Below are 23053 nucleotides of genomic sequence, written 5' to 3'. Positions count from 1 at the left end.
GTGAAAGTTCCAGTGCGAGCAGCAGGGGGTGTTCTCTCAGAGCTGTCGCCGGGGCGTGATGGCCGCGATCTGGGCTGGCTCGCCGAGGCACGCCTGAAAGCCCTCGAATGGGTCGGTAAGAATGGCTTTCCGTCTCGGAAAGACGAGGACTGGAAGTACACCGCGCTCGACGGGATCCTGGCCGTGCCGTTTGTGGCTGCCGGGGCGGGGCCTGGCCCCAGGGTCACATTAGACCTCATCAACAAGGCCGCGATCGATCTCGGCGGCCCCCGCCTGGTCTTCGTCAATGGTCACTTCTCGCCTGAGTTCTCGCGACTGACCGGGTTGCCATCCGGTGCCGTCGTCACGACTCTGGCAGCCGTACTGGAGACGAGCCCGGACCGGCTCAAACCGTTCCTCGGGCATACGCCGGGAGAGCACCACGCCTTCGCTGCCTTCAACGACGTCTTCGCCGAGGACGGCGCGTTCATTCACTTCACGAACGACACGGTCGTTGATGAACCGATCCAGTTGGTCTTCTTCTCCGATACCGAGGGTGTTCCCTTGATGACGAGCCCGCGGTCCGTCATCATCGCCGACTCCGGGAGTCGTGCGACGATCGTTGAGACCTATGCCGGTCTCGACGGCGATGTGTACTGCACGAACGTCGTCACCGAGGTTGTTCTGGCTGAGAATGCCCGGATCGATCACTACAAGGTGCAGAACGAGCCCACCACCGCCTTCCATTTGGCTTTGCTCGACGTGCGCCAGGCTCGTGGCAGCCAGTTCGCCTCCCGCTCGGTGATGCTGGGGTCCAGTGTCGCTCGCCACGAAATACGGGTGCGTCTGGAGGGCGTTGAGGCCGAGGTAAGTTTGGACGGCATTTACCTGCCCCAGGGCGAGCAGGTTCACGACAACACGATCTTCGTCGATCACGTCGCGACCAACTGCACCAGCCATCAGCTCTACAAGGGTGTGCTGGACGATCGTGGGCACGGCGTTTTCAACGGACACATCATGGTTCGGCACGGGGCCGATGGGACCGATGCCAACCAGAAGAACAAGAACCTTCTGCTCAATGATCGCGCCCAGGTGGACACCCGGCCGAGACTGGAAATTTACACCGATGACGTGAAGTGCACGCACGGTGCAGCGGTCGGCCAAATGGATGATGAGGCGCTGCTCTACCTGCGCACGCGCGGTCTGCCGTTGGAGAGCGCTCGGGGCCTGCTGGTGTATGCCTTCGTGCAGGAGATGGTGGATCGAATCGAGTTGGAGCCGCTCCGCGCGTCGCTGGAGGCGCTCGTGTCCACTCGGTTCGGAAGCGGTGCCCATCGAGTTCAGCAATGAGTACCAACGTGGCAACGGGCACCAGCATGGCGGGGCTCTACCAGGAGATGATCATCGAACACGCCCACAGCCCGCGGAATCTTCGCCAGCTGGAGGGAGCGCACCAGACCATTGAGGCGTTGAATCCCCTGTGCGGTGATCATCTGACCCTGTATGTGCAGCGCGACGGTGACCGCATCGCCGATATCGCATTCGAGGGCGACGGATGCGCCATTTCGAAGGCATCCGCTTCGCTCATGACGAGTGCGGTGAAGGGTCTGCAGACCGACGAGGCTTTCGCCCTCTTCCGTCGTGTGCACACCATGCTCACCACGAAGCCTGAGGGGGCTGGCCCCCCGGACGGTGTGGGCAAACTCGCCGTACTGTCGGGCGTGTGGGAATACCCGGCACGGGTCAAATGTGCAACTTTGTCCTGGCAGGCCTTGCACAGCGCTCTGAAAGAAGGCGCCCCTCACGAGGGTGCCGTAAGAGGGGGCGCACCCATGACGGGTGACCTCCAGAACGGAACGGAGTGAGCCGCATGGACTCAGGCAGATATAGAATCTTTGACCTTCCGCAGAGCTGCCAGGCCACGGTCATTCCCGGTGGGCAGCCGATGCTCCTCCAAGAGGGGGAGCAGGTCGTCGTCACGCAGACTCTGGGGGGAAGCGCGACAGTGCAAACCTCGATGGGGTACCTTGTGCGAATCAGCGCCGAGGATTCTGCAGCGCTCGGACTGACGGATCCGGTCGCCGAAACCGTGCTTGTGGACGGGGCGCCCTTTGACATGGAGCAGGTCATGGGGCAACTCAAGAACGTTTTCGATCCCGAGATCCCCATCAATGTTGTGGATCTGGGGCTGATCTACGGGTGTGAAGCGCAGCCCCTCGAAGATGGTACCTACCGAATAGACATCAAGATGTCAATGACGGCACCGGGCTGCGGCATGGGGGACGTGCTCAAGAATGACGCGCAGGCCGAGGTCAAGCGGGTCCCCGGAGTGAGTGACGTCGATGTTGAGCTGGTGTGGGAGCCACCGTGGGGTCAGGACCGCATGTCGGAGGCCGCCCGCCTCCAGCTCGGAATGTTCTAACCCGCCCGCGGCCCAGCGTCAGTGGCGACCGCGTCCAGACGCCCGAGGCCGGGTCGTGCGGAGCTGCCGTCCACCACGAATCACCACGAATCACCACGAATCACCACGACAGTATTGACCACAGAGAGATCATTTTCATGCGCAGTCGCGCCCGCAACCGTTCCCCCCTGCACACCAGCTCTCGTCGCCGCGGGCGAGTCTTCACCGCGATTGCGGCTCTCGCCACGGCCGCACTGCTCGCCGGATGCTCCACTTCACCGGCGCCGTCGGCCAGCGACGCGTCGACGCTCACCTACGCGATCTCCGGCGGAACGCTCAGCTCCGGCAAGATGGACATTCACTCCTCCGCCTTCCAGGTGACCGCGCTCGTCATGCGTAACTCCTTCGACTCGCTCGTCTACCAGGAGACCGACGGCACCTTCGTACCGTGGCTGGCGAAGTCATGGGTCGTCTCCGACGACGGCCTGCACTATACGTTCACCCTGCGCGACGACGTGACGTTTCAAAACGGCGAAAAGTTCAACGCCGCCGCGGTCGTAGCGAACTTCGAGCACGTCGTGGCTCCCGAGACCGCGTCAGCCGACGCGGCCAGCCTGATCGGCTTTGCCGAAACCGGCGGGTACTACGCCGGCACAGAGGCCGTCAATGAGTACACCGTGCGCGTAGATTTCACGCAGCCATACGCTCCGTTCCTCCAGGCGGTCAGTACGGCCAAGCTGGGCTTCTACGCGCCCGGAGTCTTGAAGACCAAGGCGGCTCAGCTCGGTGCCGGCGGTCCCGATATTTCCGTCGGAACCGGCCCTTACACGCTCACGTCGTACACCCCCGATCAGGAGATCGTCTTCACCGCGAACCCCGACTATAACTGGGCACCAGAGGGCAGCACCCACCAGGGCCCGCCCGAGATCGAGACGCTCAGGTTCAGGATTCTGCCCGAGTCGTCGGTGCGCACCGGCGCGCTCACGAGCGGTGACGCGCAGATCGCCAGTGATATCGCTCCCAACACGGTCAGCCAGATCGGTGATGACTTCACGGTCGAGAAGATCGCGATGCCCGGTCTGCCGTACTCCTTGTTCCTCAACCAGAACAATACCCAGGCTCCGGGCGGTGGCGTCTTTGCCGACCTCAACGTGCGCCGGGCGTTTGCGCTCGCCATCGACATCGACCCGGCCGTCAAGACCATCTACCAGGGTCAAGTCGAACGCGCCTGGAGCATCCTGACACCGACGACACCGGATGCCTACGACGCAACCCTCGAAAACAGCTGGTCGTTCGACCCCGACCAGGCCAACGCTCTGCTCGACGCGGCGGGCTGGACCGAGCGGGACCCAGACGGTTACCGCGTGAAGGACGGCGCCCGGCTGAGCGCCCGCTGGCTCGCCTGGACTCCCGTCTCGGATGCCAACGCGAGCCTCGGCGATGTCGTGCAGTCCAACCTCAAGGAGGTCGGCTTCGAAATCGTGCGCGACAACCTCGAGGTCGCCTCGTACTACAAGGAGTTCGAGAAGCGCAGTTACGACCTCTCGGACTGGAGCTTTCCAAGCGTCGATGCCGACGTCTTGCGTGCGCACCTGCACTCCGGCGGTTACAAGAACGGGTCGTCGGTGAGCGACCCCGCCGTTGATGCCCTGCTCGATGGCGCGGTCGCCTCGAGTGACCCGGCCGTTCGCGCCGGTCTCTATGCCCAACTGCAGCAGTGGAACGCCGAGCAGGTCGCGATCGTACCGATCTCGGTGTCGTCGGCGATCACGGCCCACAGCAGCGCGATCACCGGGCTGACCTTCGACCTGTATGGGCAGCCGCTGTTCTATGGTGCGTCGCTGACCTCGGCCGGCTAAGCGCTGCGTTGGGCCGGTGAAGAACTCGGGACTGCGCCTGTTCGGGCGCCTCGGCGGCATGGTTCTCGTCGTCTGGGGCGCCGCGACCGTCGGGTTTCTGGCCCTGCGCCTGGTACCGGGCGACCCGGTCGACGTTATGCTCGGCGTCCACGCCGAGGTCAGCGAGCGGGTGCGCGCTGAGGTGCGCGCCGACTGGGGCCTCGCCGAGCCACCGTTCGTGCAATATCTGGCCTACCTCGGGCGTCTGCTTCGCGGTGACCTCGGCACCTCATACCGCCTGCAGAGCCCGGTCGGCGAGGTCATCGGGGGCCAGCTCGCCCCGACCGTGCAGCTGATGGCGCTCGCGATGGTCTTCGCCCTCCTGCTCGCCCTCGGGTCGGCCCTGCTCGCCCGCGGTCCCCGCAGCAAGGCGCTCCTGTCGCTGGTGGAGCTGTTCGCAGTGTCGTCGCCAACGTTTTGGACCGGGCTCGTGCTGATCACCGTCTTCGGGTTCGGGCTGGGCTGGTTTCCGGTGGTGTCGACCGAGGGGCTCGCCGCGCTGATTCTCCCGGCCGTGACCCTCGCGCTCCCCGTTGCGGGAATCATCAGCCAGGTGTTTCGGCAGGGGCTGGAGGCCGCATCCGCTCTTCCGTTTGTTGAAACTGTTCGTGCGCGCGGGGCCAGCCACAGCCGGCTGGTGCTGCGGCACACGCTTCGGCATGCCGCTGCCAACAGCATCACGCTGACCGGGTACATCGTCGGCTCCCTGCTCGGCGGCTCGGTGCTGGTCGAGACCGTCTTCGCAAGGCCCGGCCTCGGGCGGGTCGCGCTCAACGCCATCATCAACCGCGACATTCCGATCGTGCTCGGCATTGTCGTGCTCGCTGCGGTGGTCTTTTCGGTGATCAACCTGCTGGTAGACCTGCTCTACGACCGCGTCGACCCGCGCCTGATGACCGCGGCGGTGTACTCGTGAGGCGGGCATCGGCGCTGATCGCCGCATCATTTCTGCTGCTGCTCGTCGTGTGCACGCTCGCGCCGTCGCTCCTCACCTCGGCCGACCCGCTGCAAACCGACCTCGCGGCCGCCCTCGAGGCGCCGAGCCTCGCGCATCCGTTTGGTACAGACCAGGCCGGCCGGGATGTTTTCGCCCGCGTGCTCTACGGATCGCGCTACTCGCTCGCCATCGGTTTCGGCGCGACGGCGATCGCGCTCGTCGTCGGCCTCGCCATCGGTGCGCTCGCCGCGTCGATGCACCGGCTCGGCGACGGTGTGCTCTCGCGTGCCATCGAAATCGTGATGGCCTTCCCGGAGTTTCTGCTCGCGCTCATCGTTATCGCGATCATCGGGCCGGGGGAGGCGAGCCTGCTTGTCGCCGTAGCCATTGCCGTCATGCCTGCCTACGCCCGGGTCGCCCGAGTACAGACCCTGGTCGTCACGCGCGCCGGATACGTCGAGGCAGCCCGTACCCTCGGCGTGCCTCGCACTGCAACGCTGCTGCGGCACGTCGTTCCCAACACGCTCGGCCCGCTGCTGTCGATGGCAACCATGGGCGTTGGTACGGCCATCGCAGCGGCAGCTGGGCTCAGCTTTCTCGGCCTGGGGCCGAAACCACCGACGCCGGAGTGGGGGCTGATCCTGTCGGATGGGCGAAACTTTCTGGCAACGGCCTGGTGGATCGCCGTCTTTCCCGGCCTCGTGATCACCGCGACCGTGATCGCGACGAGCGTTGTCGGGCGTTCCCTGCACGCGCCGCAGAAGCGCAGGCGCGCATGATCGAGGTGCGAAGCCTGCGCGTTGAGCTGCCGGGCGCTGCAGGCACCGCCGTCGACGGTGTGTCATTTTCGATTTCACCGGGGGAGTGCCTGGCCATTGTCGGCGAGTCAGGGGCCGGCAAGTCGATGCTCGCGCGGGCGCTGATCGGCCTGACCCCGGCCGGCGCCGTGGTCGCCGCCGACCGCCTGACCATCGGCGGCCTCGACGTGCGGGCCTATGGCGAATCAGACTGGCAAGCCCTCCGCGGTGGGGTCGTGAGCCTGGTCAGCCAGGATGCTCTCGTCGCCCTCGATCCGCTCCGCCGCATTGGCCGTGAAATCGCCGAACCGATCGAGGTACACGAGAAACGGATGCCCCGCGCAGCGCGCGAGCGCCGCGTTCAGCTCCTGCTGGCGCGGGTGGCATTGCCCGAGCCGCTACTGCGGGCGCGGCAGTACCCGCACGAACTCTCCGGCGGCCTCCGTCAGCGTGCCCTGATCGCCGCAGCCCTGGCCGCGGGCCCCGCGCTGCTCATCGCTGACGAGCCGACGACGGCCCTCGACGTGACAGTGCAGGCGAGGATCCTGCGCCTGCTGGCTGAGCTGAAGGAATCCGGGATCGCCGTGTTGCTGATCAGTCATGATCTCGCTGTCGTCCACAGCCTCGCCGACCGCATCGCGGTCATGCAGCATGGTCGTTTTGTCGAGGTCGCCCCGGCTGCGACGTTACTCACTGCGCCCCAGCATCCGTACACCCGTGAGCTGCTCGCTGCGGCAGCGCAGCACCGTGCAGCCGTGGTCACTGAGCCGAGTCAGGCCGCGGCGCCGGTATTGTCCGCGCATTCTTTGGTCAAGTCGTACCGCAGCACAGGGCGCGTGGTGCGCGCCGTCGGCGACGTGTCGTTCGATCTTGCCGCCGGAGGCACGGTCGGCATCGTGGGCGAGTCCGGCTCGGGGAAAACCACCGTCGCGCGCCTGCTGCTCGGTATCGAACGGCCCGACACGGGCACTGTGCGGTTGCACGGCGAACAGTGGAGCGATGTGCCCGAGTCGAAACGCCGGGTTCGGCGTGCGCAGATCCAGCTGATCCATCAGGATTCACTCGGTACGTTCGACCCACGGCACTCGATGCGGCGCGTCCTGGCCGAGGCCGTCGCGCTGGACCGATCAGTGTCGCGTACGGCGCGGCCTGGGCGAATCCTGGAGCTGCTCGCCCAGGTCGAGCTGCCGGAGACCCTGCTGGGGCGGCGCGCCCACCAACTCTCCGGTGGGCAACGTCAGCGGGTGGCGATTGCCCGGGCACTGGCACGCCGGCCGAGCATTCTCGTGCTCGACGAGCCGGTGTCGGCGCTCGATGTGCTGATTCAGGTGCACGTGCTCGACCTGCTGGTGTCGCTGCGGCAGCAGCTGGGGCTGGCGATGGTGTTCATCTCGCACGATCTCGCGGTCGTTCGCGGCCTCTGCGATCAAGTTCTCGTGATGAAAGACGGGCAGGTCGTCGAGCAGGGTGCCACCGAGGCCCTGTTTAGCAAGCCGCAGCATCCGTTCACCAGGGAGCTACTCGGCGCCCATTTCGCGGCACTGGCCAATGGACACTAAGTCGGCAGAGCTGAGTTCCGAGACGTCCGACGGTCGTCTGCGGCAAAAGTGGGCTGACAACGGGGTGGCCCCAGGGCATGGTCGTCCGCCTCGGCCGCACCGCCGGGGGAATCGATATTGTGGAAGAATTTTACGTTGGCGGTGTACTCGTCCGCCCACTTTTCGGGTACGTCGTCGTCGTAAAAAATTGTCCCTATCGGGCACACCGGGCATCGACACGGGTAAGGCAACCCTCACTGGACTACGGCCGAGAATTAGTTCACGCTCATGTTGTGTTAACAGCTGATGTAGACCGCATTCCGACTGGCAAATCGCTCACCGAGCGATTGGACGCGTTGCCGTTCACTCGTCGCCACGGCTCGCTCCTGGCCGGTTCCGGGATTGGCTGGGCCCTTGATGCCTTTGATGTGGGGCTGATCTCGTTTGTGATTGCACAGCTGTCCGTCACGTGGGCAGCCGATGCGTCGGCCTTGTCGTGGGTTGCGTCGGCGGGGTTCGCCGGAATGGCCGTTGGAGCTGCCCTCGGCGGTCTCCTCGCCGATAAGCTCGGGCGCAAACAGGTGTTCGCGCTGACTCTGCTGCTCTACGGAGCCGCCACCGGCGCATCCGCTCTGGCCTGGTCCGTGGGAATCCTGTTGGTCTTGCGGTTCATCGTCGGGTTGGGCCTCGGCGCAGAACTTCCGGTGGCGTCGACGCTGGTGAGCGAGTTCGCACCGCGTCGCATCCGCGGACGAATTGTCGTGCTGCTCGAAGGATTTTGGGCCATCGGATGGCTGGGCTCCGCCGTCGTGGGATATCTGGTCATTCCTACCAGCGCCGACGGTTGGCGCTGGGCACTGCTGATCGGAATGCTGCCAGCGGTGTGGGCCGTGTTCGTTCGCCTGCGGCTGCCCGAATCCGTTAGATTCCTGCAATCCCAGGGGCGACATCGCGAGGCAGAACGCATCGTGGTGCAATTTGAAGCGTCGGCTGGCCTCGCCTCGCCACCGTCCGACAGTACTCGTGACGTCGTCGACCGTGAGCCGAGTGCCGGGCACGCACCGAACGCACGGACGGCCCTGCGCTTGGCCGATCTGTTCTCGGCAGAATTACGCCGCCGCAGTATCCTGATCTGGCTGGTCTGGTTTCTGGTCAACTTCTCGTACTACGGCGCCTTCATCTGGCTGCCGACCCTGCTCGTTGCGGCCGGGTTCCCGCTCGTGAAGTCCTTCGAATTCACGCTCATCATTACCGTTGCCCAGCTGCCCGGTTACGTCGCGTCAGCGTATCTGGTGGAAAAATGGGGACGCCGCATCACCTTATCCACGTTCTTGATCGGCTCAGCGGTTTCGGCAGTGGCGTTCGGCTTCGGCGCCGTCAACGTTAGCGACGTGCAGATCATCGGGTTCGGTATGCTGCTGTCGTTTTTCAATCTCGGAGCCTGGGGCGCCCTCTACGCGATCACGCCCGAGCTCTACCCGACCCGCTTGCGTGGATCCGGTTCGGGATCCGCAGCCGGATTCGGCCGCATCGCGTCGATTGCGGCGCCGCTCGTCGTGCCGCCGCTGCTCGTTCTCGGTGGGCCGATATTGCTCTTCGTCGTGTTCGGCATTGTCTTCGTGCTCGCTGCCGTTGCGGCGTTCGCGCTACCCGAGCTGCGCGGCGAGGCGTTGCTCGAATAGGGAGTGTGCGGAACGATCGGCGACCCCATTCGGGGACGTTCCCTGGCCCGCTCGTCGACTCGTTAGTCGGTGGACTCTCCGGCGGCCTGCTTCACCTCGCGGACCACGTCCTCAAAGAAACGGACTTCTTTCTGGATGCTTGCCACCTCCCGCGGGATGTATCCGGCTTGTTCGAGTTCGTTCTGCATGGCTGAATAGACGCGCAGATACGTGTCGATGGCGTCATAGAATTTCAGCCTCCGCGGCTGGTTTTTCGCAACCGCGTCGACATTGGTGCGAATGCGGGAACTGAAGTAGTTCACGTAATCGCGTGCCAACTTCGGCGGACTGACGGGCTCGCACACTGCCCACAATGCTTCGCGCGTCTGTTCCAGCGCTTGCCGGCCAACCGCTTGCTGGTCGTTCACCTGCTGGTCGTTCACCTGCTGGTTGTCCACGGGCGCCGTCACGCCGTCGGTCGGGGAAACCGCTTCCGGTACCATTTTCTACTCGACTCGGGCGACGGTGCGGGTGCGGGTGACGACGATGTTGCCGCTCGTTGCGTTCGAATAGGCGCAGTTCTGGTCGGTGGCCTGGGTCAGTTCGGCATGGCGGTCGGCGGGCACGTTGGGTGCCTGGATGACCAGCCCAACGGCGAGACCGAAACCGCCGGACGCGTGGGCATTTGCGGTGTACTCAATTTCCATACCTGTGCCTATCACAGTGAGCTGGACGCTGCGTGCAGTATCTGAGCGCCGCGCTTACCGGTTACCGCTCCTAAATGTCGTCGACGGAGTTCTCGCGACGCGTGACCTGCTCGCCGTTCGCCGGGTCGGCAATCGTGCGTGTCGTGCTGACGCTGCTGCGCCGACGCGTCATCAGGACGATGCCGAGAACAAAGATGACCGCACCGGCCCCCATGAAGATGTAGCCGACCAGGTCGAGGTTGATCCAATCGACCGTGATGTTGAGGGCCCAGACCAGAATGGCACCGACGACGAACAGGAAGATTCCGAGTCCGATACTCATGATTGCCCACTTTCGGTTGGGGATAGGTAGCACCCAGACTAGACACATCTACGACGGCAGTAGGGTTTGACTAGAAGTTTTTTCTCTTAGGCGCTCGGAGTCGCATGTCTCGCACAGTCAAGCTCGCCGTCATTCCCGGAGACGGAATCGGTCCAGAAGTCATTGCCGAAGCAGTGAAGGTACTCGATGCCGTCACCGCGCACGATGATGTGACCTTTGACCAGACCTTCTTCGAGCTCGGTGCTGCCCGGTTTCTGGCGACCGGTGATGTGCTCACCGACCACAACCTTGCGGCGATCAAGACTCACGATGCGATTCTGCTCGGCGCTGTCGGCGGAGTACCAGGCGATTCTCGCCTGAAAGACGCGAACATCGAACGCGGTCTGTTGCTCGGCTTGCGTTTCTCGCTCGACCACTACGTGAACCTGCGTCCCTGCGTGATCTACCCGGGTGTCACGAGCCCCCTCAGCGCCCCCGGCGCCGTCGACTTCATCGTCGTTCGCGAGGGGACAGAAGGACCATACGTCGGCAACGGCGGTGCCATTCGCCGCGGTACCCCGCAGGAGGTCGCCAACGAGGTCTCGGTCAACACCGCTTACGGGGTCGAGCGGGTTGTGCGCTATGCCTTCGAAACGGCGCAGGGTCGCCCCCGCAAGCGCCTCACCCTCGTGCACAAGACCAACGTGCTCGTCTTCGCCGGCAGCCTCTGGCAGCGTCTGGTGAACGAGGTGGCGCTCGAATACCCCCAGGTCACGGTTGATTACCTGCACATCGACGCCGCGACGATATTCTTCGTCACGAATCCGAGTAGGTTCGATGTCTTGGTCACGGACAACCTCTTCGGCGACATTCTCACCGACCTCGCGGCGGCAATCAGCGGCGGCATCGGTCTGGGGTCCTCCGGGAATATCAACCCGACCGGTGAATTCCCCAGCATGTTCGAGCCCGTTCACGGTTCGGCTCCCGACATCGCCGGCCGGCAGCTCGCCGACCCGACCGCGGCCATCCTCTCGGTCGCTCTCATGCTTGACCACCTCGGTCTAGCGGATGCGGCGGGGCGGGTCACCGAGGCCGTCTCCGTCGACCTGGCCTCGCGCTCGGCGGCCTCGGTGCAGAGAAGCACCGCCGACATCGGCGACGCGATCGTGAACCTTTTGAAAGACAGGGTATTGAAATGAGCACTGCCGTTACCTATCCGCTGAACTTTGCCCTGACGCCGTCAACGAGCGCGCGAGCAGAGGCCGAACGCAACGAGATTCTCTCGGACCCGGGTTTCGGTAAGCACTTCACCGACCACATGGTCACGATCGACTGGACCCTCGACCAGGGATGGCACGACGCCCGAGTCATTCCCTACGGCCCGCTGCAGCTTGACCCGGCCGCGTCGGTGCTGCACTACGGCCAGGAGATCTTCGAGGGGCTCAAGGCCTACCGCCACTTTGACAAATCGATCTGGACCTTTCGGCCAGAGAAGAACGCCCAGCGCATGCAGCGTTCAGCGCGCCGGCTTGCCCTGCCCGAACTGTCGGTCGAAGATTTCGTCGAGTCGATCAAGCAGATGCTTGCGATCGACGGCGACTGGGTGCCGTCGGCCCCCGAGACGAGCCTGTACCTGCGCCCGTTCATGATCGCCAACGAGAGCTTCCTGGGCGTGCGCGCGGCGCATCGCGTCGGCTTCTACGTCATCGCGAGCCCGGCCGGAGCCTACTTCGCCAACGGCGTTGCCCCGGTGAAGATCTGGCTATCGACCGAGTACTCGCGCGCCGGCCGTGGTGGCACCGGGGCGGCCAAGTGTGGCGGCAACTATGCAGCATCGCTGCTGCCCCAGATGGAGGCCAACGAGAACGGATGCGCGCAGGTGCTATTTATGGACGGCGAAACCGGTAGCAACGTCGACGAGCTCGGCGGCATGAACGTGTTCTTCGTGCACGGCACAGACACCCTGGTGACCCCACGCCTGACCGGTTCGATTCTTGAAGGTGTCACCCGCGACAGCATCATGCAGCTGGCCCGCGACCGTGGCATGACCGTGGAGGAGCGCACGGTGACCCTTGGCGAATGGAGCGACGGGGTGGCATCCGGTGAAATCACCGAGGTGTTCGCCTGCGGTACCGCCGCCGTGGTCACCCCGATCAGTCAGCTCGTCGGCAAGAACGTCTCGATTGGCGACCCCGATGCCCCGGCCGGCGAGATCACCATGTCGCTGCGCCAGGAGCTCACCGATATTCAGTACGGCCGCCTGCCCGACCGTCATGGCTGGATGGTGCGGCTCGACGCGTAGACTGATCCCTTTTCACGATTGAGCTCGTGCACGAGCGAGCTTGTGCACGAGTGAGCTGTGCAGGAATGAGCGGAGAACCATGAAGATTGCGCGATTCAGCCACGAGGGCGCCATCGCGTTCGGCATTGTCGACGACGACGAGCTGGTCGTGCTGACCAACGACCCGATGTTTGCCGGATTCGACACCACCGGCGACCGGGTCGCGCTGGCCGATGTGAAACTGCTCGCACCGGTCATTCCTCGTTCAAAGATCGTCGCCGTCATGAGTTCTTCTGCCGAGCCGGTATTCGTGCTGAAACCCAACACCACGGTCGTCGGTCCGGGCGATGCCATTGTGCTGCCCAGCGCGTCAGATCGGGTCGAGGTCGATGGCCAACTCGCGATCATCATCGGCAAGGTCGCCAAAAACGTCTCGGCAACGGACGCCCCCAGCCGTGTCTTTGGCTACACCATCGCAACGGTCGTCACCGCGGCGGACCTTGCCGACGGTGACCCCACCCGCGCCGGCGCCTACGACACCTTCTGCCCGCTCGGCCCGATTATCGAGACCGACTTCGATGAAGCGGCCACGCCGCTGAGCGGGCTGATCAACGACGAAGAATTTCAGGCAGTGGAGCTCGGCAGCGACAACGCGACGCCCACCGAAGAGACCGTTGCGGCGCTTGTCGCGTTCGCTTCGAGCGTGTTCACCCTGCTGCCCGGTGACGTGATTCTGGCCGGCCCGATGGACACGGCGGCGGCCATCGTCGCCGGTGACACGATCACGATGTCGATTGCCGGTATCGGAACGCTCGTCAACCCGGTGGTTCGCCTGGCCTGATTCAGCGCTCAGGCTGGCAAAATAACCGTTCCACACTTACCATTGTTCCAAAATTAACAGAGGAGCCTCGTGGTGTCATCCACCCTCAGTACGCAGATCCAGCTCGTGAACCGTCCTGTTGGCTGGCCCACACACGCAGACTTTCGCACCGTGACCGTCGATCTGCCGGAACTTTCGGCTGGGCAGGTTCGTGTCGCGAATGAATTCGTCTCCGTCGACCCGTACATGCGCGGACGGATGAACGACGTCAAAAGCTATGTGCCCCCGTTCGCCATCGGCGAGACGATGACCGGCGGGGCCGTCGGTCGTGTCGTCGCCTCGGCCAGTGAGGCGTTCGCCGTCGGCGACGTCGTCACCCACCAATACGGCTGGCGCGATCTGGTGCAGCAAGATGCCGCCGGATTCCGCGTCGTTCCCGAACTCCCCGGTATACCGCTGTCCGCCTATCTCGGCGTACTCGGTATGACCGCACTCACCGCGTACGTTGGTCTGCTCGAAGTCGCCCGGCTGAAGAAGGGCGACACCGTGTTCGTGTCCGGAGCAGCAGGCGCCGTCGGCAGCATGGTCGGCCAGATCGCCCGGCTCAAGGGCGCAAAACGCGTAATCGGCTCCGCCGGATCGGCCCAGAAGGTTGCCCTACTCACCGGCAAATACGGTTTCGATGCCGCCTTCAACTACAAGGACGGGGCGGTCAGTGAACAGCTCGCTGCTGCGGCTCCGGATGGCATCGATGTGTACTTCGACAACGTTGGCGGCGAGCACCTTCAGGCGGCCCTGGCCGCTTTTCGGGACGGCGGTCGGGCGGCCATGTGCGGCGCAATCTCCCTGTACAACAGCACAGACGCCCCGGCCGGCCCGAACAACTTGTCCAACATCGTCACCCGGGGTCTGACCCTCACCGGCTTCACGGTCGGCAACTTCTGGGATCACCTCCCGGCGTTCTCCGCCGAGATGGCCGGCTGGCTTGCCTCTGGCGCGGTCGTCTTCGACGAGACGATCGTCGACGGCATCGACAACGCCGTCGATGCGTTCCTCGGTCTCATGCGCGGTGAGAACATCGGCAAGATGGTCGTGCGCACGCGCGGGCCTGTTACAACGGTCTGATCCGACCATCACTGTGGCGCGCGATTCCACGCACCATTCCAAGCACAATTCCACGCACGATTCGAAGCACGACCGCACCGGAGGAACCATGACCCACGTACTCTTCGTCGTCAGCGCCGCTGACCACTGGACCCTCAATGATGGCAGCCTGCACCCCACCGGGTACTGGGCTGAGGAACTCGCCGAACCGCACCGCCTGTTTACCGCCGCGGGATGGCAGATCAGCATCGCCACGCCCGGCGGTGTAGCTCCGACCATTGACGCCGGCAGCCTGCGTGCCGATGCGGCCGGCGGAGAAGACCGCGCGGGGCAGATCATCGACTACATCCGAACCATTTCTGGTCAGCTCGACGAGCCGCTCAGTCTCGATGACATCACCGTTACCGACTACGACGTGGTCTTCTACCCGGGCGGACACGGCCCGATGGAAGACCTCGCCGTCGACGCCGTCTCCGGGCGCGTCCTGACCGAAGCCCTCGACAGCGGGCGCATCGTCGGTGTGCTCTGCCACGCTCCCGCTGCTCTGCTCGCAGCCACGCGCGCCGACGGCAGCTGGCCATTCGTCGGCTACCGAATGACGGGCTTCACCGACGCCGAAGAGGTTCTCGTCGGGCTGGCCCCGAAGGCCCCGTGGCTCGTGCAGAGTCGACTGGTCGACCTGGGCGCCGATTTCATTGCCGGCGAATCGTTCGCCTCGCACGTGGAGATCGACCGCACTCTCTACACCGGCCAGAATCCGGCATCCTCTGCTGCCGTCGCTGAGGCGATCATCAGCGCAGTCACCGACGCGCAGTAGGCGGTGTGCCGGTTCAGATTTCCGCACTCGGAGTGCGCGTGAGCGTGGCGCGCCAGGACTGAATCCAGCGCTGCCAGTCGGCGAACATCGGTCAGCGGTCGAGCGCGCGGAGGGTGTCCGCGACGTCGTCCTCGTCGTTCCAGAGGTGAAAGGCGACCCGGGCTCGGCCGGCTCGGCCCGACGCGGTGAGACCCGCTTTGGTGAGTCGGGCGAGATCGTGGCCAGCGGCATCCGGCCAGCTGACAATGGCCTGCCCGAGCCGTTTGATGCCCAGGCCATCGCAGAGCGCATCGCCGAGGCTCGTGGCGTGGCGCTCGACCTCGACCAGGTCGAGCCGATTGAACAGGTCGATGGCCGGTTCGGCGCCGACCCAGCTCGGCCAGGCCGGGGATACGTCAAAGCGGCGGGCATCGTCGGCGAGCCGCATTGCCGGGCCATAACAGGATGCCCACACGTCCTGCCCGGCGTACCAGCCGGCGTTGATCGGGGCCAGCTGTGTGGCCAGACGCTCGCCAACGGTGAAGAACGCGACCCCGCGTGGTGCGCACAGCCACTTGTAGCTATGGCAGATCGTCGCGTCGAACAGGCCGGCAGTAACAGGCATCCACCCGGTCGCCTGGGTCGTGTCGCACAGCGTGAACGCGCCGTGACGCGCCGCTGCGGTGACAATCACGTTGGAGTCGCAGCGGGTTCCGGTCGCGGACTGCACGAGCGACCACGCTACGAGCCAGGTATTTGCGGTGACACTCGCTGCGAGTTCGGCCAGAGCGACCTGGCGCACGGTCACGCCGCGGTGGGCCTGACTGAGAAACGGAAACACCATCGAGCTGAAGTCACCCTCGGCACAGAGCACTTCGGCGCCATCGGGAACGCTCGACGCCACGACGCCCGCCATAACGGACGTCTGGGAGCCGATCGCGACCCGGTCGACGTCCACCTGCACGAGCTGCGCGTAGCCGGACCGCACCCGTTCGACCACGTGACCATAGTGCACGGCACCGGCCTGGCCGCGCTGCCAGTCTTCTGCGTCGGCGCGCATGGCGGCGATCGTTTCGGTCGTCGGCAGGCCGAGCGTGCAGGCGGCGAGGTAGCCGCGTCCGCCGACAAACTGGGTCTGGGCGTAGGGCACGGTCAGTGTTGCGATATTCATTAGTCCAGACTGCCCCTTTTGAAACCATGCAACAACCGCGCGGGTTCCGGTTCTCGCTGCGATGATCAGGGGCCTCCACTGCGTGCACTGAGTGGGCAACTAGAATCATGAGTAATGTCTGACACCACTGCGCACCCGTTTTCAACCGCCACCGGAACCGACGTTCGCGTGCGATTCTGCCCGTCACCAACGGGAACGCCGCACGTCGGCCTGATCCGCACCGCCATGTTCAACTGGGCCTACGCCCGGCACACCGGCGGCAAGATGATCTTTCGCATCGAAGACACCGATGCTGCCCGCGACAGCGAAGAGAGCTTCGTGCAGCTGGTCGAGGCGATGCGCTGGCTGCGACTGGACTGGGACGAAGGCGTCGAGGCGGGCGGCCCGAACGAACCGTACCGGCAGTCGCAGCGCTATGACATCTACCAGGGCGTCATCGAGCAGCTCAAGGCATCCGGCCACATCTACGAAAGCTTCGTCACCGGCGAAGAGATCGAGGCCCGCAACGTGTCGCTGGGTCGCGACCCGAAAATGGGCTACGACAACTTCGAGCGCGACCTGAGCGACGAGCAGAAGGCCGCCTATCGGGCGGAGGGCCGCAGTCCGGCCCTCCGCCTGCGCGTGCCAGGCACCGAGCTCAGCTTCGACGACATCGTACGCGGCGAGATCACCTTTCCGGTTGGATCGTTCAGCGACTTCGTCGTGGTGCGCCCGAACGGGCATCCGCTCTACCCCTTCGTCAACCCGGTCGACGATGCCCTCATGGGCGTCACCCACGTGCTGCGGGGCGAAGACCTGCTCAGCTCGACGCCGCGCCAGATCGCGCTCTACCACGCCCTCATCGACATCGGCGTGACCACGTTCGTGCCCCGCTTCGGGCACCTGCCCTATGTCATGGGCGACAAGAACAAGAAGCTTTCGAAACGTGACCCCGAGTCGAACCTGTTTCTGCACCGCGATCGCGGCTTCATTCCCGAAGGGCTGCTCAACTACCTCGCGCTGCTCGGCTGGTCGCTCTCCCACGATCGTGACGTGTTCTCGATTGAAGAGCTCATCGCCGCGTTCGACGTGAAAGATGTCAACCCGAACCCGGCCCGATTCGACCTGAAGAAGGCCGAATCGATAAACGGCGACCAGATTCGGCTGCTCGAAGCCGGCGACTTCGCCGCTCGGCTTGTTCCCTACCTCGTAACTGCCGGCGTGCTCAGCGAGCCGGCCAGCGCCGCAGACCTGGCCACGCTGGCTCAGGCCGCTCCGCTCGTCCAGGAGCGCATCGCCCTGCTCGGCGAAGCACCCAACATGCTCGGGTTTCTCTTCGTCACGAGCGATGAGCTCGTGCACCAAGCGGATGCTCTCGCCTCGCTTCCGCAGAATGCCAGCGAGATCCTGCAGGCCAGTCGCCTGACGCTCGCGAATATTCCCGAATCAGAATGGAACACCGAGCGGGTGCACACGGCGTTGGCCGACACGCTCATCGAAGGGCTCGGGCTGAAACCCCGAGTGGCGTTCGGACCCCTGCGCGTCGCCGTCTCGGGCCGTAAGATCTCACCTCCGCTGTTCGAGTCCATGGAGATTCTCGGCCAGGCCGAGACTCTCGCCCGGCTCGACCGTGCGGCGGCGGTGTCGGTCTCAGCGTGACCGACACGGCCGCGCGATCCGGGCAGGACACCCGCGTCGACGAACACTACGACGTGGTCATCATCGGTGCCGGCCCGGCCGGCCTTGCCGCCGGGCTGAGCCTGGTTCGCGCGCGCCGACGCACGCTCATGATCGACAGCAACCGGCCGCGCAATGCGCCGACCCTGCACTCGCACGGGTTCATCACCCGCGACGGCGTCCCACCGCTTGAGCTGCGTCGCCTCGGGCGGGAGGAATTTCAGGGCTACCCGGGCGGGGAGTTTCATTCCGGACTCGTGCTCGCGGTCACTGCGCTGGACGACGCTGAAGGTGTCGCGCGCCTGCTGGTGTCCACCCGCGGGCTGCGCGGTGAACCGAGCCGCGTCATCCGTTCTCGTGCCGTTCTTGTGGTGACCGGGCAGATCGAAACGCTGCCCGCTTTTCCGAGTGTCAGGGCCTGGTACGGCACCAACCTGCACAGTTGCATCGACTGCGACGGCTACGAGAATACCGGGGCGGCGCTCGCCCTGATCGGCGAGACCGACGACCTCGCCCACCACGCATTGGTGTTGACCCAGTGGAGCAGCGACCTGATCGTGTTCACCAATGGTGTTGGTACCGTCACCGCGCGCGATGAGGCGGCCCTGCTGAGCCGGGGTGTGCGGGTCGATCGGCGCGCCATTCAGGACGTCGTGGGGGAGCGGGGCGCGATGACCGGCGTGCAACTGGTCGACGGCGAGGTCGTGGCGCGCTCGGGCGGTTTCGTTCGGCCCCTGAGCCGCCCGGCGATCGACTTTTTGGCCGAGCTACCCGTTGCACTGGATGGCGCCGGTTTCGTGTCGATTGATGACTGGAGCCGTACGAATGTGCCCGGCCTCTACGCCTCGGGCGACACCACCCGGCTCAGCTCCTCCCAGCTCATGGTCGCGGCCGGCACCGGTGCGGCCGCCGCAGCGGCGATCACCCGCGACCTGCTCGGCCCGCTCCACAGCGACGCGCCGGGGGCCGGCTCGGTTTGGCCCCCTCGGCTTCCGTGAGCTAGGCTACTACTCGGCCCGACCTTCGGATCAGGCATTGGGGTATGGTGTAATTGGCAACACGGATGATTCTGGTTCATTTGTTCTTGGTTCGAGTCCAGGTACCCCAGCACTAACAGGCGCAAGATTCCGCGGCGAAATCACCTATCGCCCACCGTGTCGACACGGCCCGAAACGGGCTCTGTGACCAGAAACGAACCAATAACCCCCTGCGCGGTGGGTTACACGTTCTCATGCCCGGGCCCATACGGTCCCGTCACGGCACAGTCGGACCGCACACGGCTTCAGCGGCGCACCTCCTGTGCATGGACGCCACGACGCAAATCACTCCCACGTTTCTTACTCAACGTGAACTCTCCGAGCTGCTCAGAATGCCCGAGCGCACGCTCGAGGACTGGCGCCTAATGCAGACCGGGCCGCCCTATATCAAGCTCGGCCGGCTCGTGCGGTACGACGTGCAGGACGTGCTCACCTGGGTGCGTGAGCATCGACATGGTTAGACCGCAGATACTCGCCGGGGAGCTGGGAAGCATCGTCATCGACGTGCTGCCGAGCGGGAAATACCGAGCTCGTGCATCCACTCGAGACGACAGCGGTCGCCTTCATCGCATCGGGGTCACGGCCGAAACGGAAGACCAGGCACGCGCCGAAGTCCATCGACAGGCTCGAGCGATGGCGACCGGTGGTGCCGGTGCGCTCTCGCCGTCGAACACGATCGCCGACGCGTTAGACCTCTGGCTGCAACAGGTATTCACCCGCGCCAAAGCGGGCAGCCTGTCGTACTCGACCTACGAGTCGTACGAGACGACAGCCCGCGTAATCATCGTTCCGCGGTGCGGGGGAGTGAGGCTCGACCACTTGACCGTCGGTCGCTGCGACCGCATCCTGCAGCGAATCTTGGAGGAAGAGACCATCTCAAAAGCCCGGCGGGCGCGTGCGGTGCTTAGTCTCGTGTGTGGCTATGCCGTGCGAGACGACGCTCTGGTGCAGAATCCCGTGCGTGACGTACAGCGCTTGCCGATGTCAGCGCGCAAGGAATCTGCACTCACCCCGGCGCAGATCACCGGCATCCGCGGGCGCATGCAGGTATGGCGCCTTACACGCGATGACGGCCCGCGACCCAACTACCGTGCCCTGATCGACGGCATGGACATTATGGTCGGCACATCGCTGCGCGTCGGCGAGTGCATTGGTCTGCGCCGCTGCGACGTGGACATGACGACTCTGCCGCCAACCCTCATCGTGAGCGGCACGATCGTCAGCACCAAGGCCCAAGGTACGCACCGCAAGAACTCTCCCAAGCGGTCGCGGCAACGGCGCAGTATTGCGCTGCCGTCTATGGCCGCGGCGGCAGTGCGACGGCGGCTGGCGCTTGCCGAACCGCATCCGGAGGCGTTCCTGTTTCCCACCAAGACAGGCCGCTCGCTGAACGTCAGCAACTATGAGCGACTGCTGCGCGCATTCGTGGAGGATGAGCGCACACAGCTGGTTAAGGTGGGCATCGATGTGGACGAGTACACGACGCACATCTATCGGCGCACGGCCGCCACGCTGATCGAGCGGGCGGTCGGGATCACACTGGCCTCGCGACTTCTCGGCCACGCCAACGAGCAGACCACCCGGAACAGCTACGTGGTCACGGCCGACATGGTCGACCCGGTGACGGCCGAGATCCTTGACGCGGTCCTCGGCAGCTAACTCTCACCCCGGTCCCACTCCAAAAGGAGATTCGAACCTGCGACCCCTTGTAAGGTTCTAGCCTTAACTCGGGTTTTGCCGAACATCTCCGAAAACTCGTGGGTTCCCTTGTTTTTACAGGGAACCGGGCGGTTCGCTGCCTCCGATTGTACTCGGTCGATTTGGGTCGGCTGCAATTATCTCTGATGACTAAATGATGACCATTTGAACCGCTTTTGGCGGGCGCATGTTGTTGCCGACGCTGACGCCATCATCTTCAGAACCCCGACCTACGTGGGAAGTGCGTCAGGCGCATTCCATGCTTTCGTTGAGGCCCCCTCCAAGCCCTGGATGCAACGCACGTGGCAGGACAAGTTCGCCGATTCACCTTCTCCGGCTCCACGAGCGGCGACACGCTGCACACGCTGCAGCACCTCCCCCCTCCTCGCCGAACAGCACGGCATCCATTGGGTCAGCCTCGGGCTGCTCCCCGGCTGGAACACCACCACGTCTACCGACCACGACGACAACCGTCTTGGCTCCCACCTCGGAGCCGGCGCGAAGTCGTGGACCACGGACTCGACGCCGTCCATGACGCCGATCGGCGCACCGCACGTCACCTCGGCAGCCGCGTCGCAAATACCGCCCACACGTTCGTTGCCGGCCGACCCGTTTCCTGAAACACCCCCGGCTCGCCGCCACTGGGGAGAACCCCGAGCTCGGGCAAGTCGCCAACTAAGCTGGGCCTTCTGCCCACGGAAGGAACCTCAATGAGCATGGAAGGCGCGGCCTGGAGCTCGCTGTACAAGATCTCTACCGCCAAGGACGGCAAGCACGGCTTCTCCCGTGAGTCCGTTCGGCGGATCATGACGTTCGCGGTGCCGTACCGGTCCAAGCTGCTGATCTTCATCGCCCTCTCCACCGTGGGAGCATTCCTCGCGGTCGCGACGCCGGTACTCGCCGGCCAGGTGGTCGACGTCATCGTCGCCCAGGGCGAGGTCACCACAATCGTTTGGCTCGCCGTCGTCATCGCCCTCGTAGCCGTGGCCGACGCCGCCGTGTCACTCGTGACGCGCTGGTACTCGGCGCGGATCGGCGAAGGCGTGATCCTGGACCTCCGCACCGCCGTCTTCAACCACGTGCAGAAGATGCCGATCGCGTTCTTCACCCGCACGCGGACGGGCGCCCTCGTGAGCCGCCTCAACAACGATGTGATCGGCGCTCAGCAGGCATTCAGCGGCACGCTGTCCGGCGTGGTCACGAACCTCGTGGCGCTGATCCTCACCCTGATCGTCATGCTCAGCACGTCCTGGCTCGTGACGGTTCTCGCCGTGATCATGCTCCCCATCTTCCTGGTACCCGCGCGCCGCATGGGCAGCCGCCTCGCCGCACTGCGCCGCGAGGCCGCCGATCACAATTCCGCCATGAGCACGCAGATGACCGAGCGCTTCTCGGCGCCCGGCGCCACCCTTGTCAAGCTGTTCGGCCGGCCTGACGAGGAGGCCGAGGAGTTCCGCGTCCGCGCCGCCCGCGTCCGCGACATCGGGGTCCGGACCGCGATGCTGCAGTTCGTCTTCTTCACCGCCCTGATGCTCGTATCCGCTCTTGCCCTCGCGCTCGTGTATGGGCTCGGCGGTTTCCTCGCACTCGCCGGCCAGCTGAACACCGGTGACGTGGTCACCCTGGCGCTCCTCCTCACCCGCCTCTACGCGCCGCTAACCAGCCTCGCAAACGCACGGGTGGAGATCATGAGCGCGGTGGTCAGCTTCGAGCGCGTCTTCGAGGTGCTGGACCTCGACCCGCTCATCAAGGAGAAGCCCGACGCCGTCGCCGTCCCCGAAGGCCAGGTGGCCGTCGAGTTCGACAACGTCCGCTTCGCCTACCCGTCCGCGGACAAAGTGTCCCTCGCCTCTCTCGAGGAAGTTTCCACGCTAGACACCCGCGGCGGCGAGGAGGTGCTGCACGGCGTGTCCTTCAGGATCGAGCCGGGGCAGACCGTTGCCCTCGTTGGTACGTCCGGTGCCGGCAAGTCCACAATTGCCCAGCTCCTCGCGCGCCTGTATGACGTCGACAGCGGCGCCGTGCGCCTCGCGGGGACGGATGTCCGCGAAGTCACTTTCGTCTCCATGCGGCACACCCTGGGCATGGTGACGCAGGACGGCCACCTGTTCCATGAGACCATCCTCTCTAATCTGCGCCTCGCAAGGCCGGAGGCGTCCGACGACGAGGTGTGGGACGCCGTCCGCCGTGCGCGGCGCGCGCCGCGCAAACGGTCCCGGCCGGCCCAGCGGGGCACAAAGGTGGGGGAGGGTGGGTACCGGCGGTGCGGGG

At 65.0% G+C, this 23053-nt stretch carries 23 protein-coding genes, 1 tRNA gene and 1 pseudogene; 20 read left to right on the top strand and 5 right to left on the bottom strand.

The features are described 5' to 3' along the window. The 7 genes from sufD (at nucleotide 1) to LH475_RS02255 (ending at nucleotide 7571) form a co-directional block, all read left to right on the top strand. Nucleotides 1-1329 carry a Fe-S cluster assembly protein SufD gene (gene sufD / locus LH475_RS02285; RefSeq protein ID WP_297412767.1) on the top strand — a complete coding sequence of 443 codons (1329 nt, stop codon included), beginning with the start codon at nucleotides 1-3 and terminating at the stop codon, nucleotides 1327-1329. Continuing rightward, nucleotides 1326-1844 (top strand): Fe-S cluster assembly sulfur transfer protein SufU, encoded by a 519-nt coding sequence (gene sufU, locus LH475_RS02280; RefSeq protein ID WP_196842558.1) that lies wholly within the window; start codon nucleotides 1326-1328, stop codon nucleotides 1842-1844. The genes sufD and sufU overlap by 4 nt, the downstream gene beginning before the upstream one ends. Before the next feature lie 5 nt (nucleotides 1845-1849). Beyond that, on the top strand, nucleotides 1850-2401 hold the full coding sequence (locus tag LH475_RS02275; RefSeq protein WP_196842559.1) for an iron-sulfur cluster assembly protein: 552 nt from the start codon (nucleotides 1850-1852) through the stop codon (nucleotides 2399-2401). 137 nt (nucleotides 2402-2538) lie between these two features. Continuing rightward, the gene (locus LH475_RS02270; RefSeq protein ID WP_297412766.1) at nucleotides 2539-4239 is read left to right on the top strand and encodes an ABC transporter substrate-binding protein; all 1701 of its coding nucleotides are present in this window, start codon (nucleotides 2539-2541) and stop codon (nucleotides 4237-4239) included. A gap of 16 nt (nucleotides 4240-4255) precedes the next feature. Further along, nucleotides 4256-5194 carry an ABC transporter permease gene (locus LH475_RS02265; protein ID WP_297412765.1) on the top strand — a complete coding sequence of 313 codons (939 nt, stop codon included), beginning with the start codon at nucleotides 4256-4258 and terminating at the stop codon, nucleotides 5192-5194. Then, the gene (locus tag LH475_RS02260; protein WP_297412764.1) at nucleotides 5191-5994 is read left to right on the top strand and encodes an ABC transporter permease; all 804 of its coding nucleotides are present in this window, start codon (nucleotides 5191-5193) and stop codon (nucleotides 5992-5994) included. The genes LH475_RS02265 and LH475_RS02260 overlap by 4 nt, the downstream gene beginning before the upstream one ends. Then, nucleotides 5991-7571, top strand: coding sequence for an ABC transporter ATP-binding protein (locus tag LH475_RS02255; RefSeq protein ID WP_196842561.1), 1581 nt, complete (start codon nucleotides 5991-5993; stop codon nucleotides 7569-7571). The genes LH475_RS02260 and LH475_RS02255 overlap by 4 nt, the downstream gene beginning before the upstream one ends. On the opposite strand, the pseudogene LH475_RS14485 reads toward LH475_RS02255, so the two are convergent. Then, nucleotides 7568-7780, bottom strand: a pseudogene (locus LH475_RS14485) (hypothetical protein); the annotation flags it as partial. The gene LH475_RS02255 and the pseudogene LH475_RS14485 overlap by 4 nt on opposite strands. A gap of 63 nt (nucleotides 7781-7843) precedes the next feature. Between LH475_RS14485 and LH475_RS02250 the strand changes: the two are divergent. After that, nucleotides 7844-9232: an MFS transporter gene (locus LH475_RS02250; protein WP_297412763.1), complete on the top strand. Its 1389-nt coding sequence runs from the start codon at nucleotides 7844-7846 to the stop codon at nucleotides 9230-9232. Nucleotides 9233-9294: 62 nt separating this feature from the next. On the opposite strand, the gene LH475_RS02245 is transcribed toward LH475_RS02250, so the two are convergent. The 3 genes from LH475_RS02245 to LH475_RS02235 all read right to left on the bottom strand — a co-directional run bounded on the left by LH475_RS02245 (nucleotide 9295) and on the right by LH475_RS02235 (nucleotide 10240). After that, on the bottom strand, nucleotides 9295-9714 hold the full coding sequence (locus tag LH475_RS02245) for a hypothetical protein (protein ID WP_196842562.1): 420 nt from the start codon (nucleotides 9712-9714) through the stop codon (nucleotides 9295-9297). Between the two features lie 3 nt (nucleotides 9715-9717). Further along, nucleotides 9718-9918 (bottom strand): hypothetical protein, encoded by a 201-nt coding sequence (locus LH475_RS02240; protein ID WP_297412762.1) that lies wholly within the window; start codon nucleotides 9916-9918, stop codon nucleotides 9718-9720. A 70-nt stretch (nucleotides 9919-9988) separates the two neighbouring features. After that, complete coding sequence (locus LH475_RS02235) at nucleotides 9989-10240, bottom strand: DUF6458 family protein (protein ID WP_196842564.1); 252 nt, start codon at nucleotides 10238-10240, stop codon at nucleotides 9989-9991. A gap of 104 nt (nucleotides 10241-10344) precedes the next feature. On the opposite strand from LH475_RS02235, the gene LH475_RS02230 reads away from it, so the two are divergent. From LH475_RS02230 to LH475_RS02210, 5 genes are all read left to right on the top strand, one after another. After that, nucleotides 10345-11418 carry a 3-isopropylmalate dehydrogenase gene (locus LH475_RS02230; RefSeq protein WP_297412761.1) on the top strand — a complete coding sequence of 358 codons (1074 nt, stop codon included), beginning with the start codon at nucleotides 10345-10347 and terminating at the stop codon, nucleotides 11416-11418. Next, nucleotides 11415-12521: a branched-chain amino acid aminotransferase gene (locus tag LH475_RS02225; protein ID WP_196842566.1), complete on the top strand. Its 1107-nt coding sequence runs from the start codon at nucleotides 11415-11417 to the stop codon at nucleotides 12519-12521. The genes LH475_RS02230 and LH475_RS02225 overlap by 4 nt, the downstream gene beginning before the upstream one ends. Before the next feature lie 79 nt (nucleotides 12522-12600). Further along, entirely contained in the window at nucleotides 12601-13341 is a 741-nt protein-coding gene (locus tag LH475_RS02220) for a fumarylacetoacetate hydrolase family protein (RefSeq protein ID WP_196842567.1), read from the top strand. 72 nt (nucleotides 13342-13413) lie between these two features. Next, nucleotides 13414-14445, top strand: coding sequence for an NADP-dependent oxidoreductase (locus LH475_RS02215; RefSeq protein WP_196842568.1), 1032 nt, complete (start codon nucleotides 13414-13416; stop codon nucleotides 14443-14445). 88 nt (nucleotides 14446-14533) lie between these two features. Then, nucleotides 14534-15241 (top strand): type 1 glutamine amidotransferase domain-containing protein, encoded by a 708-nt coding sequence (locus LH475_RS02210; RefSeq protein ID WP_297412760.1) that lies wholly within the window; start codon nucleotides 14534-14536, stop codon nucleotides 15239-15241. A 91-nt stretch (nucleotides 15242-15332) separates the two neighbouring features. Here LH475_RS02210 and LH475_RS02205 read toward each other — a convergent pair whose 3' ends face one another. Then, nucleotides 15333-16391 (bottom strand): aminotransferase class V-fold PLP-dependent enzyme, encoded by a 1059-nt coding sequence (locus tag LH475_RS02205; RefSeq protein WP_196842570.1) that lies wholly within the window; start codon nucleotides 16389-16391, stop codon nucleotides 15333-15335. A gap of 114 nt (nucleotides 16392-16505) precedes the next feature. On the opposite strand from LH475_RS02205, the gene gltX reads away from it, so the two are divergent. The 7 genes from gltX to LH475_RS02175 form a co-directional block, all read left to right on the top strand. Beyond that, nucleotides 16506-18029, top strand: coding sequence for a glutamate--tRNA ligase (gene gltX / locus LH475_RS02200; RefSeq protein ID WP_196842571.1), 1524 nt, complete (start codon nucleotides 16506-16508; stop codon nucleotides 18027-18029). Next, nucleotides 18026-19045: an NAD(P)/FAD-dependent oxidoreductase gene (locus tag LH475_RS02195; protein WP_297412759.1), complete on the top strand. Its 1020-nt coding sequence runs from the start codon at nucleotides 18026-18028 to the stop codon at nucleotides 19043-19045. The genes gltX and LH475_RS02195 overlap by 4 nt, the downstream gene beginning before the upstream one ends. A gap of 38 nt (nucleotides 19046-19083) precedes the next feature. Further along, a tRNA-Gln gene (locus tag LH475_RS02190) sits at nucleotides 19084-19155 on the top strand. Nucleotides 19156-19350: 195 nt separating this feature from the next. Beyond that, nucleotides 19351-19545: a helix-turn-helix domain-containing protein gene (locus tag LH475_RS02185; protein WP_134554200.1), complete on the top strand. Its 195-nt coding sequence runs from the start codon at nucleotides 19351-19353 to the stop codon at nucleotides 19543-19545. Continuing rightward, nucleotides 19538-20743 (top strand): tyrosine-type recombinase/integrase, encoded by a 1206-nt coding sequence (locus tag LH475_RS02180; RefSeq protein WP_297412758.1) that lies wholly within the window; start codon nucleotides 19538-19540, stop codon nucleotides 20741-20743. Before LH475_RS02185 ends, LH475_RS02180 begins: the two co-directional genes overlap by 8 nt. A gap of 273 nt (nucleotides 20744-21016) precedes the next feature. Then, nucleotides 21017-21496 carry a hypothetical protein gene (locus tag LH475_RS14480; protein WP_366145580.1) on the top strand — a complete coding sequence of 160 codons (480 nt, stop codon included), beginning with the start codon at nucleotides 21017-21019 and terminating at the stop codon, nucleotides 21494-21496. Then, nucleotides 21493-23053 (top strand): ABC transporter ATP-binding protein (locus tag LH475_RS02175; protein WP_297412757.1); only part of this gene is annotated, 1561 nt, incomplete at its 3' end. The genes LH475_RS14480 and LH475_RS02175, both read left to right, overlap by 4 nt.

Origin of the sequence: Cryobacterium sp. (assembly GCF_026786305.1) — a bacterium.
GTDB lineage: Bacteria > Actinomycetota > Actinomycetes > Actinomycetales > Microbacteriaceae > Cryobacterium.
The sequence above is the reverse complement of the archived record's forward strand: the minus strand, read 5'-3'. Positions and strand labels throughout refer to the sequence as shown.

What these genes read in the sequence shown, in the direction of transcription:
- sufU (WP_196842558.1), top strand. Translation starts at nt 1,326, where the DNA reads ATGAGTACCAACGTGGCAACGGGCACCAGCATGGCGGGGCTCTACCAG.
- LH475_RS02275 (WP_196842559.1), top strand. Translation starts at nt 1,850, where the DNA reads ATGGACTCAGGCAGATATAGAATCTTTGACCTTCCGCAGAGCTGCCAG.
- LH475_RS02270 (WP_297412766.1), top strand. Translation starts at nt 2,539, where the DNA reads ATGCGCAGTCGCGCCCGCAACCGTTCCCCCCTGCACACCAGCTCTCGT.
- LH475_RS02255 (WP_196842561.1), top strand. Translation starts at nt 5,991, where the DNA reads ATGATCGAGGTGCGAAGCCTGCGCGTTGAGCTGCCGGGCGCTGCAGGC.
- LH475_RS02245 (WP_196842562.1), bottom strand. Translation starts at nt 9,714, where the DNA reads ATGGTACCGGAAGCGGTTTCCCCGACCGACGGCGTGACGGCGCCCGTG.
- LH475_RS02240 (WP_297412762.1), bottom strand. Translation starts at nt 9,918, where the DNA reads ATGGAAATTGAGTACACCGCAAATGCCCACGCGTCCGGCGGTTTCGGT.
- LH475_RS02235 (WP_196842564.1), bottom strand. Translation starts at nt 10,240, where the DNA reads ATGAGTATCGGACTCGGAATCTTCCTGTTCGTCGTCGGTGCCATTCTG.
- LH475_RS02230 (WP_297412761.1), top strand. Translation starts at nt 10,345, where the DNA reads ATGTCTCGCACAGTCAAGCTCGCCGTCATTCCCGGAGACGGAATCGGT.
- LH475_RS02225 (WP_196842566.1), top strand. Translation starts at nt 11,415, where the DNA reads ATGAGCACTGCCGTTACCTATCCGCTGAACTTTGCCCTGACGCCGTCA.
- LH475_RS02220 (WP_196842567.1), top strand. Translation starts at nt 12,601, where the DNA reads ATGAAGATTGCGCGATTCAGCCACGAGGGCGCCATCGCGTTCGGCATT.
- LH475_RS02210 (WP_297412760.1), top strand. Translation starts at nt 14,534, where the DNA reads ATGACCCACGTACTCTTCGTCGTCAGCGCCGCTGACCACTGGACCCTC.
- LH475_RS02205 (WP_196842570.1), bottom strand. Translation starts at nt 16,391, where the DNA reads ATGAATATCGCAACACTGACCGTGCCCTACGCCCAGACCCAGTTTGTC.
- gltX (WP_196842571.1), top strand. Translation starts at nt 16,506, where the DNA reads ATGTCTGACACCACTGCGCACCCGTTTTCAACCGCCACCGGAACCGAC.
- LH475_RS02185 (WP_134554200.1), top strand. Translation starts at nt 19,351, where the DNA reads ATGGACGCCACGACGCAAATCACTCCCACGTTTCTTACTCAACGTGAA.
- LH475_RS02180 (WP_297412758.1), top strand. Translation starts at nt 19,538, where the DNA reads ATGGTTAGACCGCAGATACTCGCCGGGGAGCTGGGAAGCATCGTCATC.